The sequence below is a fragment of the Candidatus Thiosymbion oneisti genome (assembly GCF_004359955.1).
GTDB lineage: Bacteria > Pseudomonadota > Gammaproteobacteria > Chromatiales > Chromatiaceae > Thiosymbion > Thiosymbion oneisti.
This window is the reverse complement of sequence record NZ_SMSC01000032.1, coordinates 24,320-43,088: the sequence shown is the minus strand read 5'-3', so window position 1 is coordinate 43,088 and position 18,769 is coordinate 24,320. Positions and strand designations below refer to the sequence as shown.

19 protein-coding genes are annotated in these 18,769 nt (G+C 60.0%); 4 read left to right on the top strand and 15 right to left on the bottom strand.

The features are described from left to right. Positions 1-168 precede the first annotated feature (168 nt). From E1958_RS16575 to E1958_RS16540, 9 genes are all read right to left on the bottom strand, one after another. Entirely contained in the window at positions 169-411 is a 243-nt protein-coding gene (locus E1958_RS16575) for a type II toxin-antitoxin system HicB family antitoxin (protein ID WP_133512859.1), read from the bottom strand. Positions 412-507: 96 nt separating this feature from the next. After that, positions 508-723, bottom strand: a complete 216-nt coding sequence (locus tag E1958_RS16570) for a DUF2281 domain-containing protein (protein WP_133512858.1) — start codon at positions 721-723, stop codon at positions 508-510. 145 nt (positions 724-868) lie between these two features. After that, the gene (locus E1958_RS16565) at positions 869-1,882 is read right to left on the bottom strand and encodes a vWA domain-containing protein (RefSeq protein ID WP_133512857.1); all 1,014 of its coding nucleotides are present in this window, start codon (positions 1,880-1,882) and stop codon (positions 869-871) included. Beyond that, a complete protein-coding gene (locus E1958_RS16560; protein ID WP_133512856.1) occupies positions 1,875-2,915 on the bottom strand; it encodes a VWA domain-containing protein in 1,041 nt (346 codons plus the stop codon). The genes E1958_RS16565 and E1958_RS16560 overlap by 8 nt, the downstream gene beginning before the upstream one ends. Beyond that, positions 2,908-3,444 carry a DUF4381 domain-containing protein gene (locus E1958_RS16555; RefSeq protein ID WP_133512855.1) on the bottom strand — a complete coding sequence of 179 codons (537 nt, stop codon included), beginning with the start codon at positions 3,442-3,444 and terminating at the stop codon, positions 2,908-2,910. The genes E1958_RS16560 and E1958_RS16555 overlap by 8 nt, the downstream gene beginning before the upstream one ends. Then, positions 3,445-4,362, bottom strand: coding sequence for a DUF58 domain-containing protein (locus E1958_RS16550; protein WP_133512854.1), 918 nt, complete (start codon positions 4,360-4,362; stop codon positions 3,445-3,447). A 19-nt stretch (positions 4,363-4,381) separates the two neighbouring features. Further along, the gene (locus tag E1958_RS16545; RefSeq protein WP_089728806.1) at positions 4,382-5,338 is read right to left on the bottom strand and encodes an AAA family ATPase; all 957 of its coding nucleotides are present in this window, start codon (positions 5,336-5,338) and stop codon (positions 4,382-4,384) included. A 770-nt stretch (positions 5,339-6,108) separates the two neighbouring features. Continuing rightward, on the bottom strand, positions 6,109-6,255 hold the full coding sequence (locus E1958_RS20485; RefSeq protein WP_165742188.1) for a hypothetical protein: 147 nt from the start codon (positions 6,253-6,255) through the stop codon (positions 6,109-6,111). 304 nt (positions 6,256-6,559) lie between these two features. Beyond that, on the bottom strand, positions 6,560-6,871 hold the full coding sequence (locus tag E1958_RS16540) for a hypothetical protein (RefSeq protein ID WP_133512853.1): 312 nt from the start codon (positions 6,869-6,871) through the stop codon (positions 6,560-6,562). On the opposite strand from E1958_RS16540, the gene E1958_RS20995 reads away from it, so the two are divergent. The 4 genes from E1958_RS20995 to E1958_RS16520 all read left to right on the top strand — a co-directional run bounded on the left by E1958_RS20995 (position 6,842) and on the right by E1958_RS16520 (position 12,397). Continuing rightward, positions 6,842-8,014 carry a hypothetical protein gene (locus E1958_RS20995; RefSeq protein WP_207787897.1) on the top strand — a complete coding sequence of 391 codons (1,173 nt, stop codon included), beginning with the start codon at positions 6,842-6,844 and terminating at the stop codon, positions 8,012-8,014. The genes E1958_RS16540 and E1958_RS20995 overlap by 30 nt on opposite strands. Positions 8,015-9,555: 1,541 nt before the next feature. Beyond that, the gene (locus E1958_RS16530) at positions 9,556-10,164 is read left to right on the top strand and encodes a fibronectin type III domain-containing protein (protein ID WP_133512852.1); all 609 of its coding nucleotides are present in this window, start codon (positions 9,556-9,558) and stop codon (positions 10,162-10,164) included. Between the two features lie 149 nt (positions 10,165-10,313). Next, positions 10,314-11,834 (top strand): S8 family peptidase, encoded by a 1,521-nt coding sequence (locus E1958_RS16525; protein ID WP_165742186.1) that lies wholly within the window; start codon positions 10,314-10,316, stop codon positions 11,832-11,834. Between the two features lie 170 nt (positions 11,835-12,004). Further along, positions 12,005-12,397 (top strand): hypothetical protein, encoded by a 393-nt coding sequence (locus E1958_RS16520; RefSeq protein WP_133512850.1) that lies wholly within the window; start codon positions 12,005-12,007, stop codon positions 12,395-12,397. A 1,298-nt stretch (positions 12,398-13,695) separates the two neighbouring features. Here E1958_RS16520 and E1958_RS16510 read toward each other — a convergent pair. The 6 genes from E1958_RS16510 to E1958_RS22130 form a co-directional block, all read right to left on the bottom strand. Then, complete coding sequence (locus E1958_RS16510) at positions 13,696-14,592, bottom strand: polysaccharide deacetylase family protein (RefSeq protein WP_133512849.1); 897 nt, start codon at positions 14,590-14,592, stop codon at positions 13,696-13,698. Next, positions 14,592-15,479: a GNAT family N-acetyltransferase gene (locus E1958_RS16505; protein ID WP_133512848.1), complete on the bottom strand. Its 888-nt coding sequence runs from the start codon at positions 15,477-15,479 to the stop codon at positions 14,592-14,594. Before E1958_RS16505 ends, E1958_RS16510 begins: the two co-directional genes overlap by 1 nt. 595 nt (positions 15,480-16,074) lie before the next feature. Then, entirely contained in the window at positions 16,075-17,091 is a 1,017-nt protein-coding gene (locus E1958_RS16500; RefSeq protein WP_133512847.1) for an NAD(P)-dependent alcohol dehydrogenase, read from the bottom strand. A 295-nt stretch (positions 17,092-17,386) separates the two neighbouring features. After that, positions 17,387-17,983, bottom strand: coding sequence for a JAB domain-containing protein (locus E1958_RS16495; RefSeq protein ID WP_133512846.1), 597 nt, complete (start codon positions 17,981-17,983; stop codon positions 17,387-17,389). 127 nt (positions 17,984-18,110) lie between these two features. Beyond that, the gene (locus tag E1958_RS16490) at positions 18,111-18,503 is read right to left on the bottom strand and encodes a type II toxin-antitoxin system VapC family toxin (RefSeq protein ID WP_133512845.1); all 393 of its coding nucleotides are present in this window, start codon (positions 18,501-18,503) and stop codon (positions 18,111-18,113) included. After that, positions 18,490-18,744 (bottom strand): AbrB/MazE/SpoVT family DNA-binding domain-containing protein, encoded by a 255-nt coding sequence (locus tag E1958_RS22130; RefSeq protein ID WP_424945093.1) that lies wholly within the window; start codon positions 18,742-18,744, stop codon positions 18,490-18,492. The genes E1958_RS16490 and E1958_RS22130 overlap by 14 nt, the downstream gene beginning before the upstream one ends. Positions 18,745-18,769 lie beyond the last annotated feature (25 nt).

Below are 18,769 nucleotides of genomic sequence, written 5' to 3'. Positions count from 1 at the left end.
TTGAAAGTAAATCTTTGCTGATATCTCCTTGATGAGGATTTGGTACCCTTAAAGTGACACTATTTCTAATCATAAATTGGTGTTTACCTCCGGAATATGGACCTTCAAAACCGGCATTATTGAGATACGCTATGAAATCTCGCCGTTTTATCGGTCCAAATTTTGGCATTATGCAGCTTCTCTTATTTTTATTTCAATACCATCTATTTGTGGTAATGGCAAATTTTTATAAACCCTGAAAAGTACCCATTCTTCCAAGACCTCTTTAAGTTGTTCACGACACTCTTCCAAGGTGGAGGCATTCGCGTAGACTCCCTGGAAGCCTGGAATTTCTCCGTAGAAACTCTTGTCTTCTTCAAGAATTTCATAATGTGCGTGTCGTAAACTTGTTTGTAGATATTCTACCAGCATAATACTCTCCACATTACGGTAAGCTCAACGGCACAGGCTTATGAGCGTCCGCTAGAGCTTTTTATTAGAGCAAAGGAACAATTTGCCCTCCCTGAATCATAAAACTTTTTCCTTAATGTCATTAATGGAATAGAGGCTAGGTTCATCTTCCATGCCATGCATTGCGTTTGATATGCTAATATTTGCCCATTCTTGGTCTCCATTGTCTTTTTCAGACTTCAATTCGAGGAATTTCACAAAATCAAGCACCTCAGCCTGAGAAGATTCCGGAAGACGTTTTACATGGCTAAGGATTTCTTTTGCTAATTGCATATCAATCGACTTTTTTTATCGCAGATTGCGCAGATTCTTGCAGATTGTTTTTTCATCTGCGGGAATCTGCGCAATCTGTGGATAAAACATGTCCGTGATGCTGCGGTTCGCTGGCCGCCTGCGCGCCCTGCACGCAGACAGGCGCTCACCACATCCTACGTCGCCCCCGGAAGTTGGGCAGCAGCAGGACGGCCAGGAGCAGTAGGGGCAGATAGAAGCGTTCGTTCCAGATCCGGGTGCGCTCGTCACTTGCCTCCGGGGGCAGACGGGTGATGGCCGCCGCTTCCAGGATCTCTTCCGTGTCGTCGTCCCGGTAGTCCGCCACCTGGTAAATCCCTTGGCCGGCAGCAGCCAGCTCCTCGAGCAGGGTTTCGTTGAGGGAGGAGAGGACAGGCTGGCCGGTGCGGTCGAGGATCCACCCACCCTGCTGCGCCGGGATCCGTGCGCCTTCCTCGGTACCGATGCCGAGCACATGAAAACGGATGCCCTGCCCCGCCAGCTTTTCGATCCGTGCGGTCAGCCCTGGTTCGTCCAAGTCACCGTCGGAGATGAGTAGGATGGAGCGGGCACTGTCCTCCGGCAGGCTGCCGAGCAGGTTCTCGGCGCGGTCCAGGGCCTGGTGCAGGCGGCTGCCCTGGAGCCGGGCCAGGTCCGTGGACAGGGCCGGGAGGGAATTCAGAATAGTGTAGGTATCCTCGGTGATGGGGGAGAGCACATGGGGCACCGAGGCGAAGGCGATCAGCCCGAGGCGTACCTGGCGATTCTGTAGGATCAGGTCCTGGATCTCCTGGCGGGCGCGGCCGAGGCGGCTGGGAGGCACGTCGTCTACCTGCATGGAGCGGGAGATGTCCAGGAGGATCAACAGGTTATTGCCGGGATGGAAGAGGCGGATGTCTTCGTAGTCCCATCTGGGCCCGGCCATGGCGAGGATCAGCAGTGCCCACAGACCCGACCAGCGCAGGAAACGGCCCCAGCGTTCGGTGGTCTTGAGCGCCCGGGTACCGGTCAAGTGGGGCAACAGGTGCGGGTCGGCGTAGCGGTGGATGGGTCCGCGCGCGGCCTTGGCGGAGCTGCGCCATAGCCAGACGGCCACCGGGACCAGGGCCAGCAGGGCCCACAACCAGCCGGGCTGCTCGAAGTGAAAGCCGGTCTCAGGCACTGGCTACCCTCGTCACGAAGCGTTTGCGCCCCTCCGGGAACAGGCCGAGCCCCAGCAGGGCCAGCAAGGCCAGGGCCAAGGGGATGCGGTACAGGGGCGTGGGCAGGAAGGCGGTACGGGCCTCCGCCTCGGTCTTTTCGAGCTGACTGATCCGGGTGGAGATTTCTTCCAGGGCCCGGGTGTCGGTGGCGCGGAAGTAGGCCCCGCCGCCGATATTGGCGATGCGTTGCAGGGTGTCCTCGTCCATGGTCAGGTCGTCCCGGTATTTGATGACCCCCTCTTCCACGATGGGGATGCGTTCCTGCTTGCTGCCGACGCCGATGACATAGATGCGCACCCCCGCCGCGCGGGCCAGCACGGCCGACTCGAGCGGCGCGAAGCCCCCGGCGGAGTTGTCGCCGTCGGCGATCAGGATCATGACCCGGGAGCCTTCGGGGCGCTCACGCAGCTTCTTCACGCCCAGGGCGATGGCATCCCCCAGGGCGGTGCCTTGACCCGCAATGCTGGGCACCACGCCGTCCAGCAACTGACGCACGGCCAGCCGGTCCACGCTCAGGGGCGAGAGCACGAAGGCCTGGCTGCCGAAGACGATGAGCCCGATGCGGTCTCCCTTGCGGGCATCCACGAAGCGGCCCATGACCCCTTTGACGACCTGCATCCGGCTCACCTGCCGACCCTCGACGGTGAAGTCCAGGGCGTCCATCGAGTGGGAGGCGTCTACCGCCAGCATCAGGTCATAGCCCGGGGTGCTGACTTGGGTGTGGGGTTCGAGCCATTGGGGACGCATGAGGGCCAGGACCAGACCGGCCCACAGCAGATACAGCAGGGCCTTGTGAAACCAGCCGGCGAGCCGGCGGCGTGGTCGGCGGGCCTGGAAGGCGGACTTAAGCTCCTGCAGATGGGGATGTAGCAGGGTGGTCCGTTGTCCTTCCAATTCCTCATCTCGGCCTGCGCGGCGATCCGGCCACAGGAAGGGCAGTAGCAAGGGGAGCGGCAGGAGAAGACCGACCCAGGGCCAGTGGAACTCAAACATCCGGTTTTCTCCGCGCCTCTTTTTTCCGCTCCTCTGTCTCGACCCAATCGTAGGCGGCATCGATGAGCACGAGCAGCTCTTGGGAACGCTTGGGGTCCGCAGGTGGGGCGTAGGGGATCTCCAGCAACGCCTGTCCCCGTCGGGACCAGTCGAAACCGCTGGGGTCATTGCCTTGGAGCCAGGCCAGCCAGTCTTGGCCCGTGAGTCCCGCGCAGGCATCACGCCCCAAGCGGGCCATGGCGATCCGCCGCAGCAGCTCGGAGAGCTCGCCCGCGGTCTGCTTGCTGTCCTGGGTGCCAGCGCGTTTGCGCAGGTCCCGTAGCCGCCGGGCCGCGTCCCAGCGCCAACTGCCGACAGTGAAGAAGGGAACGGGCGGTATCGTCACACGGAGCTTGGCGCGAAAGCGCCAGATCAGAAAGGCCAGCGCCAGCACCGCCGCCGTCAGGAGCCACCAACCGAGTCCAGGCGGCCACCAGGGCACGCCCTGGATGCCGTGGATATCGCGCAGCTGCTCTACACCCGGGAACATTCAGACCGCCCGCGACCGTGCCCGGTGCTCCAGGTCGTGGATGAGGGTAAGGTGGATCTCCTGGTCGGTGCGGACCGGCAGGAGGATGATATTGAGCCGGTAGGCCATGGCTTGGAGCATCTTCCGCCGCTCCTCCCAGGTCTCGCGGTAGATCAGCCGCGCCTGAGGGTCATCGGTGTCGATCTCGATCAGCTGGCCGTCGGTGCCGGTGAAGGTGGTCACGCCCATGGCCGGGATCTCCCAATCCGCCGGGTCATCCACCGGGATCAGGGCCACCGCGTTGCGTTGAACCAGGGTGCCCAGGACCCGCTCCAGGTCGATGGCCTCTCGGTTGAGATCGGCGATGACGAAGACCAGGGATCCGGTCGGCAGGCCGCGGGTAGCCCGCCGCAGGGCGCCGCCCAGGTAGTCGCTGGGGGCATCGCCGGCCGCCGCCGGTTCGGTGAGGGTGCGCAGGAGCCGCCACAGGGCGCGGCGGCCGCGGGCGGGCCTGAAGTGCTGTAACCCTGCCTCCACGTCACCGAAGACCATACCGCCCACCCGGTCGTTGAGGCGGCTTGCCGCCCACCCGATGAGGGCGGCGGCGCGGGCCGCCTGCACCGATTTGAAGGTACCGCGGGTGCCGAAGCCCATGTGAGGACCCCGGTCCACACACAAGACCACGGAGCGCTCGCGCTCCTCGCGGAAGACCTTGAGATGGGGCTCGTTGGTGCGGGCCGTGACCTTCCAGTCCATGTAGCGGATATCGTCGCCCTCGCGGTACTGGCGCACCTCCTCGAAGTTGACGCCGGCGCCCCGGAACACCGAGGCGTAGAGTCCGGCGAAGGTGGAGCTGACCAGGTGGTGCGAGGGCAAGCCCAGGGTATGGGCCTGGTGGCGGAGCTCCAGCAGGTCGTCGAGGCGGGGATAGAGACTCATCGAGTGGGAGGCTTGTCCCTCAGGGAATCGCGACCAGATTGAGCAACCGATTGATAAACTCGTCGGTGGTGATGCCTTCGGCCTCCGCCTCGAAGGTCAGGAGCAACCGGTGGCGCAGGATCTCCGGGGCGACGGCCTGAATATGGTGCGGGGCGACGAACTGGTCGCCATCCATCCAGGCCCGGGCCCGGGCGCACCGGGCCAGGGCGATACTGGCGCGGGGCGAGGCCCCGAACCGACACCAACGGCCAAGATCCGGGTCATAGACCTTGGGATTGCGCGTCGCCTGGATCAGATCGACGATATAGTTGTTGAGCTTAGGATCCAGATACAGATTGGCCACGTCCCGACGCATCGCGAACAGCTCGGTCTGGGACAGGGGCTTGGACGGTGCCGTATAGCTGGTCCGTTGCTGCTGGAGGTCGAGCTCCAGGATCTTGAGTTCTTCTTCCCGGGTGGGATAGTCCACCACCGCCTCCATCAGGAAGCGGTCGAGCTGGGCCTCCGGCAGATGGTAGGTACCTTCCTGCTCCACCGGGTTCTGGGTCGCCAACACTATGAACAGCTTGGGCAGGGGATAGGTGCGCTGGCCCACAGTGATCTGATGCTCGGCCATGGACTCCAGCAGGGCCGATTGCACCTTAGCCGGGGCCCGGTTGACCTCATCGGCGAGCAGCACATTGTGAAACAGGGGGCCGGGACGGAACTCGAACTCACCCTTTTCGTGCCGGTAGATGTCGGTGCCGATCAGATCCGACGGCAACAGATCCGGGGTGAACTGGATGCGGTGAAAATCCCCTTCCACCGCCTCCGCCATGGCCTTGATCGCCGTGGTCTTAGCCAGGCCCGGCATGCCCTCCACCAGGAGATGACCGTCGCTGAGCAGGCAGATGAGCATGCTGTCGACGAATCGCTGTTGGCCGATGATGCGTGCGGCGATGTGATCGCGGACTGGCTTGAGATCTTCGGGGGTCATGCGGTACGACTTCGGCTGCTTGGGGCGATTGCCATCAGACAATCGCCCTTTAGATGGATGGGACGGCCATTCCGGTAAGCGCCATCTTCCCTCTGGACGACCGCTCGCAGATACCAATCCTGACTGCTTTTCGGGTTGAGTGCAACCCCCGGATAAATCGCAACCGAGCGAGCCTGTATAAACCTTGCCCGCAGACATGACCCTGGCGGGTCGGTTTGAGTCGCCGGTAGGGTGGGCTGTGCCTCAATTCTCGTAGGGAACGCCCGACCCGGCGTTCTGAACCGCCTGCGGAACGACTCTGCGGAATGGCAGGTCGGCCGTTCCCTACAGGAGATTCCATTAACAACCGGAAAGAGAACCACGGATGAACACGGATCGACACGGATGGAAACCAATCCGTGTTGATCCGTGTCGATCCGTGGTTCGAGAGGGCTAACGCCGTTGCGGATGCACCGCCGGCGGGGTGCGACCGGATTGAACTTATACACATCCGGGCCTTGACATCAGGACGATTGCATGAAACCCCAGCTCGGCCTAGATCGGTCTATTAGAAAATCATTTAAGTCTTTGATTAAAATTGAAAATCAGGGGGCTGATAAAAAAGCGCCAATCCCTCTAATAGCTTGATTTCTCGCCGTGTTCGGCACCCTGCACAGGGATTATTCACAGAGATATCCACAGATTCTGTTGGTAAGTGGAAATCTCTCAATTCCTACAAGCAGCTTGTATCTGTAACCGAAGAAACAAGGTTAACAAATGCTGCCAACTGATTACGATGGGAAGGGTGATAGGGGTTCGCTACCGCGGGCATCCTGACTCCACACCGGGGTGCCGCTGAAGCCCGGCAGAAATCTGTACTCGCCCTCGGCCTCCAGCTGAATATGGCCGCCCGCGCGCCCTGCCAGGATCTTGCCCAAGCCCGGCACGCCCTGGTCGTGACCCTGGGGAAATCCCTGAGTGGTAGTGGTTAATATCTAAGTTGGAACATGACCAACAGCACTGGCCGCTATGCCCCCTCTCCCGCTGGGAGAGGGTTGGGGAGAGGGGATCAAAAAGATGAACCGCTCTACTTTAACACTTATGAATTTGCCACTACCGAAACCTCATTTGGGCAATCCGCCCGACGCGGGCTATATTTTCCTATACTCAATATAGGTCTTTGGGGCTCAAATTGTCCTGCGGCCTCATCGGAACCGGACGAGTCGGTGGGCACAGCCCACCCTACGGGTAATAGGCCCTGTCGGCAGCGGGAAGTCCATCCATCCAGCGCCGGATATGGCCTGCCAGCACGGGCCTAAGCGGATGCTCGAGCTTCGGATGCTCGGGCGCGAGGGAATCCAGCTTCTTCCGCAGCAGGACAATGTGGTCGTGCAGGACCGGCATCTCCTCGATCCAGGCGATTGCCTGCTGCAAATCCTCCGCCGCTTCACTCCCGCTCCGGCGACTCCCGTCCCGGTGCCGGGCGGCCTCGGAGAGCGCATCGGACTCCCCCCGGCAATCGCCTTGTCCCTCGCCGCTCTGGGCTGGACCCATCAGGAAATCGCCGCTGCGGGCCAGATCACCTGGGAATCCGAGACCGCGGAGGGCCTCTTCCGGCATGTCCTGGCCCCCTCTCCTATCCAAGTGCTTCCCACGCCGATCTCCCATTTCTTCGATTCTTCACGAACGGCAATGGCACTCTTGTCACCAGGGCTCAATTTCGGCGCCGTCCTGTTCGGGGCTATGACGGCGCCGCGGGGCGAGGGGTGTTTTCCAGGCATTAGGGATCTGCTGGGTGCTCTCCACTTTGGTTGGCCATTTTCCCAGTATGTCCGTCACTCGGTCCTGTTGAGGATGGGATTGCGGGACCAGGCTTCCGCCTCCGAGGCGACCGATCGGGACCCCACCAGGGTCGAAACAGTTTTGCTGCGATCTCTGGCTCGGGCTCGGGATCGGAATTGGGATCGGGTTCGGGCTCTGGCTCGGGCTCTGGCTCGGACTCGGGCTCTGGATCTGGATTGGGATCGGGATCGGGTTCGGGCTCGGGCTCTGGATCTGGATCGGGCTCCGGATCTGGATCGGGCTCTAGATCTGGATCTGGATCTGGATCTGGATCTGGATTGGGCTCTGGCTCGGGCTCTGGATCTGGATCTGGATCTAGATCGGGCTCTGGATCTGAGGGTATCCTCCGCGAACAATCAATTGTCCGATGTCACAAGGGCCGTTTGCCAAGAGCTGATCGGGGATACCGAGCGCCGGTCGCTGCTGCTCAATCCCTTCTGCGATCTGCTGCGCCTGGAGCCCAAGGCCCACTGGAAGATGCTACTCACCCGCCGTCATCTGCCCCGGATCGGGCAGGCCATTACCCTGGTGGATCCAAATTTCTGGCGGGCGACCGAGACGGCCATTGCCTCCGGCGAGCCGTCCCCGGTCCAATGCGAGAATGCCGCCTGCCTGCTGCTGCTCGACAGCTGGTTGTGGCTCTACGGCGGCTACGAAACCCCGGAGGAGACCCTGTTCCCGGACTTGATCGAAAAGAGCCGTCCCATGGACCACCCGGCCCTGCGGGTGGCCCATGTGCTGCGGGATCTGGCCTATGGCGATGAGAGCCGGGTGGAGGAACTTGAAGCACTAGTCAAATCCTCGGACCCGGCCTATCGCCAGCTCTTTGTAGACGCCTGCTGGATCGATGGGTAGGCTGGGTTGAGGAACGAAACCCGGCACAGACGGCTCACTCATTTGGAGTGCGGCGGCAGTCGGCTACCTCGGTCGTAATCGGAACCTTAGGGTGCTCGCTGTTACCAAAATCCTGTCGGCATGGCACAGACCCGCCGCCGCTTTGGATTAAAACAAAGCGCCGTCGCCGCGGTGCCTGGGGAATGCGACACCCCTGATCCCTGGTGGTCAAGTTTCGCTGGGTGCATCCCGGCGAGTAGCCGGGGCTTAAGAAACCTCCGTGGAATGACCGGACCTTAGAGGACACCGAGAAGGGCACAGGCCAATTCTCTGCCTTCTCGGTGTCCTCTGTGGTTCAAAATCAAGAAGGATGCAGCCCGCGTAGGCCCGCTGCGGGTGCGAGAAGGCTTGCCGAGGGTTTAGAAAAACCCGCCGAAAGCGCAAGAAAACTATCGGCGATTCGGGAGGGCCTGCCGCGGGTCCGGTAACGCCAACCGGAGGTTCGATAATACCTGCCACGGGTTCTGAAAAGCCCATCGGAGGCGTGGGGAAACCGCTAAAGGCTCGGGAAGGCTTGCCGAGGGTTTAGAAAAACCCGCCGAAAGCGCAAGAAAACTATCGGCGATTCGGGAGGGCCTGCCGCGGGTCCGGTAACGCCCGCCGGAGGTTCGGTAATACCTGCCGAGGATTCGGAAAAGCCCATCGGAGGCGTGAGAAAACCGCTAAAGGCTTGGGAAGGCTTGCCGAGGGTTTAGAAAAACCCGCCGAAAGCGCAAGAAAACTGTTGGCGATTCGGGAGGGCCTGCCGCGGGTCCGGTAACGCCAACCAGAGGTTCGGTAATACCTGCCGCGGGTTCTTCTCGTCCCCACGCGCCGCGTGGGGACGTGGAAGCTCCGCGCTGCGGAGAAGTCGGGTCGAAACAGCCTCTTGCCGGCAAATCCTGGCCGGCAGGATGCCGGCGTTCCCAGCGCCGCGGCGGGATGCACCACGCTTTCCCGCCCTACGGTCCTGTTATCCAATTAGGGCGTGTTGACATTTAGCAGGTCCGCACAGCGGACCCTACAGTCAATCAGATGGTTAGCGTAGGGTCCGCTGTGCGGACCGCCGGAATGTTGCAGTCATTCAACAGGTGAAAACAGTCGATTAGCATTAAATGTCAACAGGATCTAGTACAGGATTTCCAGGATTCACAGGATTTTTCTTCGTTTTAATTTCGTATCCCATTTCACCTGATTTTGCTATAGGGAATGCCCGACCTGGCATTCCAAACAGTTTATGGAACGGCGGGTCGGCCGTTCCCTACAAAAATGCCGTTCCCTACAAAAATAAAGAATCTTGTTAATCCTGAAAATCCTGTGAATCCTGTCCGATTGGAACTTTGCAATGAGCGTTCAGAACTGGATCACTACATGTTGAGCACTACCGAGTTGGCTTAAGAGACGCCGGAGCGTCAGGATTTGCTCCCACGCCGGCGCGTGGGAGCCAGAAGGAAGAATGAGCTTTTTCGGGACCCCTAGCCGCGGGAAGCCCCGGACCAATCACATGCGGAGAAACCACCATCATGGCGATGTTTCCAAAGGCCGAAACCAAGATCCAATCCCTGGCCCACGAGATCCTCACCGGGCTCAAGGCCCACACGGACCTGTTTCCGAGTCCGCCGATCAGCGCAGAGGAACTCAAGCAGACGCTCGACGCCTTTCTCGACGCCCTGGACGCCGCCAAGGAGCAACAGGCGGCGGCCAGCCATGCCGTCGACCGCAAGAACGAGGCCCTGGAGGCGTTGACAGACCGGATGAAGATGATCCTGAGATACGCGGAGAACGTGACCCATTTCGACGACGCGAGCCTCCAGGTCCTGGGCTGGGGCGGACGCCGGGACGCCACGGCCCTGGCGCCGCCGGGCCAGACCCGCACCCTGGAGGCCCCACGCCAGGGCCGAGGCTGGATCTTCCTGGATTGGAAGCAACCGGACGCCGGCGGCAAGGTGGCGGCCTACAAGGTCCAACGCCGCGTGGAGGGTTCGGAGGACTGGATGGATGTGGGCACGGCGCTCACAACCGAGGCGACCCTCACCGACCAGCCGAGCGGTCAACAGTTCGTCTTTCGCGTCCTGGCCATCAACAAGGCGGGACAAGGCGCGCCCAGCAATGGGATCCTGGCGGTGTTATAAGCCCGCGTAGGGCGGATAAGCTGGCGCCATCCGCCGGATGCCGGCCACCTCCGTCGCCCTGGCCTGACCCCATCTACGCGGGCTCTGATGAATCCGGGATGGATTCATTCAGGGCTTCCCTAGCCACTGAGGCCGAGTACCAGCGAACAATGAGCAAACCATTACAGCAGCGCGTGGAGCACATCCTGGACACGGTCCCCGGTGAGAAGCTGGATGTGATTGTCCAAATGGAGGCGGACCGCGCGATCACCGCCCGTCTGGCCAGGGCCGCCGGCCGGGCCGTCAGGCACCGGCGGCTGGCCTTGACCCCCCGTGATCTGTTGCCACAGCCCTACGGCAAGCCAGCCGTCAAGCCACGGAAAATGGAGGAGACTGCCAGTGACCGCGCCCGGCTCGACCAGGCCCGCGCGGCGACCTTTGCCCTGAAGCGCATCCAGGAATCCGGTTGGCACTCAACCGATGCCCTGATGAACAACCCCATGGTACAGGGCGCGCTGGATCGGATGCTGACCCCGACCCGCAAGAGCAGCCTACCGAAAGGAGAAGGGCCCAATCGCTTCTGGACCTCGCGCGCCATGCCGCTGCGCCTGACCAGATGGGAGCTGGCAAGGCTCCCCGACAAAGTCGCGGGTATCGAGGACATCCACCTCAACCGTCGCCTGAGCGTCCCTGCCCTGCTGCAAACCCGGCGGCCCGAGGTGGAGGAAAAAGAGGTCTTTCATTCCACCTGGGGCCTGGAGCGCTGCAACGCCCTGGCCGCCTGGGGCCTCTTCGGCAACCGGGGCCGGGGCGTGACCATCGGTCTGTTGGACACCGGCGTGGACGCGGAGCACCCGGACCTGAAGGGCAAGATCGCCCACTGGGCCGAGTTCGACTATGCGGGTAACCAGGCAGACAAGTCCCAGCCCCATGACAGCCATACCCACGGCACCCATTGCGCCGGGACCCTGGTCGGCGGCGACGGCTCCGGGCGCTGTATCGGCCTGGCCCCGGAAGCAAAGATAGCGGCCGCCCTGGTGCTGAACGGCGAGCAAGGCGGCACCGATGCCCAGGTATTGGCCGGGATCGATTGGGCGGTCGATCAGGGCGTGGATGTCATCAGCCTCTCCCTGGGCGGCCTGATGATGGACCCGGAGACACCGTCCACCTATACGCAGGCGATCCTCTCTTGTGTCGAGGCCGGCATCCCGGTGGTGGTCGCCATCGGCAACGAAGGCGAACAGACCACCGGCTCGCCAGGAAACGACCTGTTTGCCCTCAGCGTCGGGGCCACCGATCCGCAGGACCGGGTGGCCGCCTTCTCGGGGGGCCGGACCCAGATCATCTATGAGAGCGACTACATCGATCCGGCCGATCTGCCCCTGATTTACTCCAAGCCCGAGCTGACCGCGCCCGGCGTCGCCGTCTATTCGTCCGTGCCCGGCGGCAGCTACCAGTCATTCAGTGGGACCTCCATGGCTACCCCCCACGTGGCTGCCGCCATTGCCTTGCTCCTGAGCACAACCAGTATCCGTGACAAGAAGGCCGGCCTGGAACGGGTCTCTACCATTCAGGACCTTATCATCGGCTCGGTGACGGATCTGGGCGAGTCGGGACCGGACCATCGCTATGGCTTCGGCCGGTTGGACGTACTGCGTGCCATCGGCTTTGCCAAAAAGCTCGGTTATTGAGTCCCTGGTGGCAAGTGGCTGGCCAGGCTTCGCCTCAGACCGGCGAGGTATGAGTCGCTATGGACAAGAACCACGAATGGACACGAATGTTAAATGGCCGCAACATCCAAGCGGTCCGCACAGCGGACCCTACATCAATCAAGTAGGGTCCGCTGTGCGGACCTTCTGATATGTCAACCTACTCTGGCCTCACCACCGAAACCACAACGGAGGCGGCGGTTCCCACCAGCCTGAAACCCTGGCTTTCCGATGAGAAAGGGAAGGCCCGGTCACTGATCGTGGAGGTAAAGGTGCCTGAGCGCCGAGTCGCCTTCGAGCGCGGCAGATTGACTGACAGGGTATTTCCCAAGCGTTTGGTCGAGAGTGACCGGGAGGGCCGCCGTCTTGCCATCCGGGCGCTGGCGGATTTCCTGGAGCATGAAATCGGATTGCAGGCCCGGGTGCTCGAAACCGCCGGGGCGATTGTGGTATCGGCAACCCCCGACCAGGTCCGCCGTTTTCTGCAGCATCCCTTGACCAAAGGGGTCCATCCCAACCGCGCCCTGGCCCGTAGGATGTGGTGAGCCGCCGGGCGCGTCCCGCGCCCGGCGGCGAACCGCATCTTTGGACTATTACCTGACGGAAGATTCCGAACCAACCGCAATGGCTTCATCGATGCATTTCACCCGCATTTACGCTCCGGCAGCGGCGGAGCGGGATACCGCCCGATCTTAAGGTTCCAGTAGGTCCATGAACGGGCGTCGAACACCCCCGGCGGGGCGTTGCGCGGATCGCCTCGGCCAACTCCGCGTCGGAGACCTGCTGCCGCAAGGTCTGCATATCCTCGTGGGTGCCGTAGGTCAGGACATGGGCGATGAAATGCACCGGCTCCCGGACTGCCTCTGCGGGCGACTTGAACTACAGGGTCCGCCGTGCCACGCGCTCCAGCGTGGAAACGCCGTCTTGTCCGCTCCCGCGGACTCAGCTCCTGTGTGCTGATCGGCGTTGGCGGTTAGCCTACCGAGGCGCTTAATCGACGCTGGAGCGTCGGATCCCTCCTCCGTCGGGACCAGGTCTGCTCCCACGCTGGAGCCTGGGGAGCCAGCCGAAAATCAATGCCGGTAGAAAATCAATAGGTTAGTTTTTAGACAGCCTCTAAGCGTTACCGGTCAGCGAAAAAGAGGAAAGGCTCTTTATGGATTCCGGACTGCCAACGATCATGGAAGGGTCCCACCGGACCTTTTGGAGTGCGGCGGCAACCTGACCCCGAGGCTTACCGGAACCTACAGCGCCAGGCATAAGTGGGGGGGCGGCCAAGTGGCACCATCCTGCCGCCGCTTTGGATTTGGCGAGGTATCCGTTCCCAACAAAGCTGTTGCGGCCAGGGGAAAGCGCCGTCGCCGCGGCGCGGGTGGAACCTCAGTGCCCGGATTCCCGGCCAATGCCGCTGGTATCCCCCGTGACTGAGGTTCGATGCAGCCGCGCCGCTTTGCCGGCGCACTCCAAAGCAGTCCGGAATCCATAAAGAGCCACCTTCCGTAATTGAGAGTAGCTGTACTAGGGTGCGTTCTCAATTGAGCTGAATCCTCATGAAAATCAAGCACATCAGGCCCATGCAGCAGTGGCTGCGAGTTTCCGAGACACTCCGCGGCGCGGAGCTTCCGCGTTCCCACGCGGCACGTGGGAACGAGAGAAAATACTTCTCTTAAATCCCACATGAGACAGAATTTAGTATGAAATATGGTGGCTTCATCCCACCACTTCCGGGAAAAACGAATTCTTTCACAGTCTCTGGAGCGTGGGAACGAGCGTGAAAGATCTCTCCCTTCGGTCGAGATGACAGGGAGTGGTTTTACCATGAAATTTTCGGTGAAACCGGGTACTAGGCCGGATGCTCGGCCAGCCAATGCCGGGCGATCGCTTCGCGCCGGCAGATCCATGTCCGGTCTCGGCTCCGCACATAATCGAGAAACCGCGCCAGTGCCAGCGCCCGGGCTGGATGACCACTGATGCGACCATGCAACCCGACGCTCATCATCTTGGGGCAACGCTCGCCTTCCTGCCACAGGATGTCGAAGGCGTCTTGCAAGAGCCGGAAGAAGTCGTCCCCACAGGCAAGACCGTTCGGGAACAAGTACCGGGCGTCATTGTTGACCAGGGTGTAGGGGATCACGAGATGCGGTGGGGATGATCCGGCAAGCCAGTAAGGCAGATCGTCGTTGTAGGCGTCCGAGTCGTAGAGAAATCCGCCCTCCTCCCGCAGCAGGCGGCGGGTGTTGTGACTGACCCGCCCGGTGTACCAACCCACGGGGCGTTTGCCGCACAGCCCCTCGATGGTCTCGATGGTGCGGCGGATGTGCGCGCGCTCTTCGTCTTCAGGGATCTGGCGGTAGTCGAGCCAGCGGTAACCATGCCCGGCGACCTCGTGCCCGGCAGTACGCAGGGCATGGGCGATCTGTGGGTTGAGCGCCAGGGCCAGGCCGACGGCAAAGACGGTCAGCGGCAGACCGCGGGCCTGAAAGAGCTCGAGGATACGCCACACGCCTGCACGTGAACCGTACTCATACATCCCTTCGACGCTGAGGTCCCGCTCTCCGATCCGCGGCGGGCGGCCCGGCAACTCGTGTAGCCAGGCCTCGGATCGGGCATCGCCATTGAGGATGTTCGACTCCGCGCCTTCCTCGATATTGAGCACAAACTGCACGGCGACGCGGGCCTCGCCGGGCCAGCGTGGAGGGGGTGGGCAACCGCCGTAGCCGACGAGGTCGCGCTCGGTCATCAGCCCAGCTCAAAGGTGGTGACGCCGAAGATGCGCCGGTGGGCAATAGCCGGGGCCGGACCCAGATACATCCGGGCACAGCCGAAGACCTCGACCATCCGGTGTCGGTGTACCAGCTCGAGCGCGGCAGGGTTGTTCTCCGGGGCGTCGAGGAACAGGAGGCCGCCGGCGGCACGCTCGGCCAAGTGCGCGTAGAGGGCTTGGGCGGCTTGGGCGTCGTCGGCGAACAGTGGACCGATCTTGTAGCCTTGGCCACAGCGGCGGACCACTCCGTATCCGCTCAGGTTCCCAGCGCGCCGGCAGCCGAGGGCGGCAGCGCCGGGTTGGGATAGCCACCCCTTCAGGAAGGTCGCGCGCGGGGCGGGAAAGCAGGCGCGGTCGTAATCGAGGACCTGATCGAAAGGGACCTCGACCAAGGGGACGATCTCTTGGTTGCCGACGGTCGGGGTAACCGGTCGCGGGGTAATTGGTCGCTTGGGGATCTCCGCGCGAAAACGGAGGTTGCGATGGGAGAAGACGAAGCCACCCTTGGCGTAGTAGTCCTGCATCGTGAGGACGCCATCCAGACCGATGCTCGCACCCGGGCGCAGCCGTGCGAGCAGACGCTCGCGGCGGGCGTGCCAGAGAGTATTGCCGAGCCCCTTGCCGCGAAACTCGGGCCGGACGATGAAGAAGCCCATGAAGCCGAATTCACCCTGGTAGGCGGTGATGGCGCCACCGCCGATCAATTCTCCTGCGAGCTCGGCGGCGATGAAGGCGTCGGGATCGGTAGCCCAGAAAAGCCGGGCATCGTTGAGGCCGGGGTTCCAGCCCTCGCGGGCGGCCCAGCCGACGAGCTCGTCCACCTCGGGACGGGTCATGTTGCGGATTACAAGCTCCTGGGTCATGGTAAGGCCCTCGTCGGTTGGTTATCGCCGCTCCGGAGCTCGCCCGATGCCCGGCATGTGGACGCCGGAAACCGTACGGAGTTTGTCCCGAATTCGGCTGGCTCCCCACGCTCCAGCGTGGGAGCAGACTTGTCCCGACGGAGGAGGGATCTTGACGCTCCAGCGTCGATTAAGCACCTCGGTAGGCTAACAGCCAACGCTGATCAGCACAGGAGCTGAGTCCGCGGGAGCGGACCAGACGGCGTTCCCACGCTGGAGCGTGGGAAGAGCGCGAAATTACAGATTTTATGCCCTAAAATCAGCGTCTTAATTTTTAGACAGCCTCTAAGCCCAAACGACGCGATGGAAAGCCGAAACCAGGAGCCGTCAGGGCGTTGCCGGTTTGTCGCGGCGGCCCTTCCGCAGCAGGACCACCGAATAATACTCACTGCTGAAACAAGATCTTGGCCTGGAATCGAGTCGGGTAGATTGGGCACAGGGGCCAAAAATAGCCCGCCTGCCTGTGCGTCCCGCACGCAAACAGGTACCCAATACCCTGAATTTTCGGCCTGATAGCCACAGGTGATTTACTCATCTGTGGCCACTCGGCCATGAGTCAGGCGGTCAACACGATACGATAGCGGACCTTGTTTGCTGCTACCTTATCCATTGCCTCATTCACTTGGCTCAACGGCATTGTCTCGACCATGGGCGTGATATCGTGGACCGCCGAGAAGTTCAGCATTTCCCGCACGAATCTCCGTCCACCCACGATACTACCGACAACCGCCTTTTGTCCGAATACCAGCGATGTTACCGGAACCTCGATCGCACAAGTCGGCAGTCCGACGATACACAAGGTACCGTTGTTGCCGAGTAGATTCAGCGCGGTTTCGAAATCGGTAGCCGCAGGAGCGGTGTTGATGATGAGATCCTGGCTACTATGGGCCTTTTTCATCTCATCCGCATTTTCCCAAATCTGGAAATGATGGGCACCGAATTCCTTTGTTTCGGCTTCCTTATCGGGCGAGGTCGAAAAGACCGTGACCTCCGCCCCCATGGCCTTGGCATACTTGACCGCCATGTGTCCCAGACCGCCGATACCGATCACACCTACCTTCATCGCGGGCCGGGTCACATATGTACGTAGCGGCGTATAAACGGCAACTCCCGCGCATAACAGCGGCGCGGCGGCGGCGGAATCCAATCTATCGGGGATCTTATAGGCAAAGTCGGCCGGTGCACGAAGCTTGTCCGCAAAACCACCGTGATGCCCTACGATAAGCCCGGTATAACCATTATGACAGATATTTTCTTCGCCTCGTATGCAATGATCGCACTGCCGGCAAGCATCTCTGATCCAGCCAAAGCCCACACGGTCGCCAACCGCCAGGGAAGTGATATCCTTTCCTGTTTGCGTCACCACACCCACGACTTCGTGGCCCGGCACCAGGGGATAGGTACTGATGCCCCAGTCGTTATCGCGCATGTGAATATCGGTATGGCACAACCCATTATGGGTGATCCGAATCTCGACCTCTTCTTCTCCTAATGGTGCCGGTTCATATTCCCAATGTTGCAGACGCCCTCCGGGTTCCAAAGATGCGTAGGCTTGAAACATCGTTTCTGACATGACGTTTTTCTTCGTGTTTGACAAAGGGTGAGGGTGCGGATAACCGTGGGGCTTAGCACCACGGGAAAGGGGTCAAGTCTTGATCTGTGCCTTCAAGGATCACGGATCAAGACCTGATCCCATTTCCGTAACGGCTTGGCTCAGGCGCCCAATGCCGCGTGGCACTGAGCTTGAAAATTACTGAGGAGCCGGACCGCGGCATTGGGTCGTTTGCAGCCAAATGTTAGGCGAATGATCTGTGAAAAACGACCCATCAATTGAGCCTGGCCCCTTTTCTAGTTAGCCTATTTGGGTTCTATAGTTTTTGAATTTCTTCTATTGGAAGTTGGGTATACTTTTGAATTTCTTCTGTTGTTTTTTTATCTTTCTTCATTAGCTTTGCCATTTCCATTTTTTCTTCTTCTTTGCCTTCATTCTTGTATCTCTCCTTGAGTTTATAAGGTAAAATCCATTTTTCGCTTGCCTGAAGTTTCTTGAAGATCCCCGACTCGACAAAGCTATGATAGGTTTCGTCGCTGATGATTAGATGATCGATCACTTCGACCTTGAGAAATTTACCCGCCTGAATAAAATGATCGGTGAGATCCTTGTCTTCCTCGGAAGGTATCACATTCCCGCTGGGATGGTTATGGACCATAATCACCTGAACGGCCAGCTTGTAAATCGCCATGCGGAAGGCTTCTCTGGGGTTGATGTTTGCCATGTTAGAAGACCCCAGAGCAACCAACTCGATATAGAGGATCTTGTTGGCTTGATTCAAACCCACCATCCAGAAGTGTTCCTGACCTTGACCGATTTTATTCTCTCTACGGAGAATCTGGCGCATGATCAGATAAATGTCTTCCGCACTGTTTACGGTGACTTTTTGTTGCTTGCTTAATTTGACTTCCATTGCGATGCCTTTTATACGAGGACTAACGCCAAAAATCAGGGGCCCAAAACGCGGCACCACTGAGCTTGAATTCACCACGAAACGAGCGCCGCGTTTTTGGGGCCGCTGGATTTTTTTGTTATGCTTTCTATTTTAATACCTTGAAAGTGGGAGTTATGCCTAATTTACTGGCTGCCTTGCAGAACTCCACGTCAAAGGTATGAAGTAAGCTCTCCCCGCAAATACATAGATGCATGGCATCTGCAAAATCTGCCCCCAACTTGTACCATTCGAGGGCTTGTCCAATTTCTGTCGAGTTCTCTATGACAAGGTTTTCAGTTACCAGGGTATTCTCGAAGAATGACGCAATGTCATTGCGGCTTTTCTTATAAACCGAGCGAAGAACCCACTCGGTCTCCAGTAGCACGGTTCTTGAAATAAAAACTTCACCACTATTAATGAACTGTTCAGCTATATCTGCTTGGCACTCATCATCATTGACCGCAAGGCGCACCAATAGATTAGTATCAAATGCGATCATTCGTATACTCGACGGGTTTGCATAGTGTCTCAGTTGGAACAGGCTCACCTGTATGTTGTAAGAACCCCCGCAGGGATTTCGCTGGAATTTTGTGTGTTTGAGGTGCCTTAGTCTGTAACATGACACCATGCTTTGTTGTCACCAATGTCAGTTCAACCCCTACACCCCAGTGTAGTGAGTCCCGCACTTCTTTAGGTATGACAATTTGTCCTTTGCTGGACAGTCTAACAGTCGCCGCCATCATAAGTATTAACTCCGGTAAGACG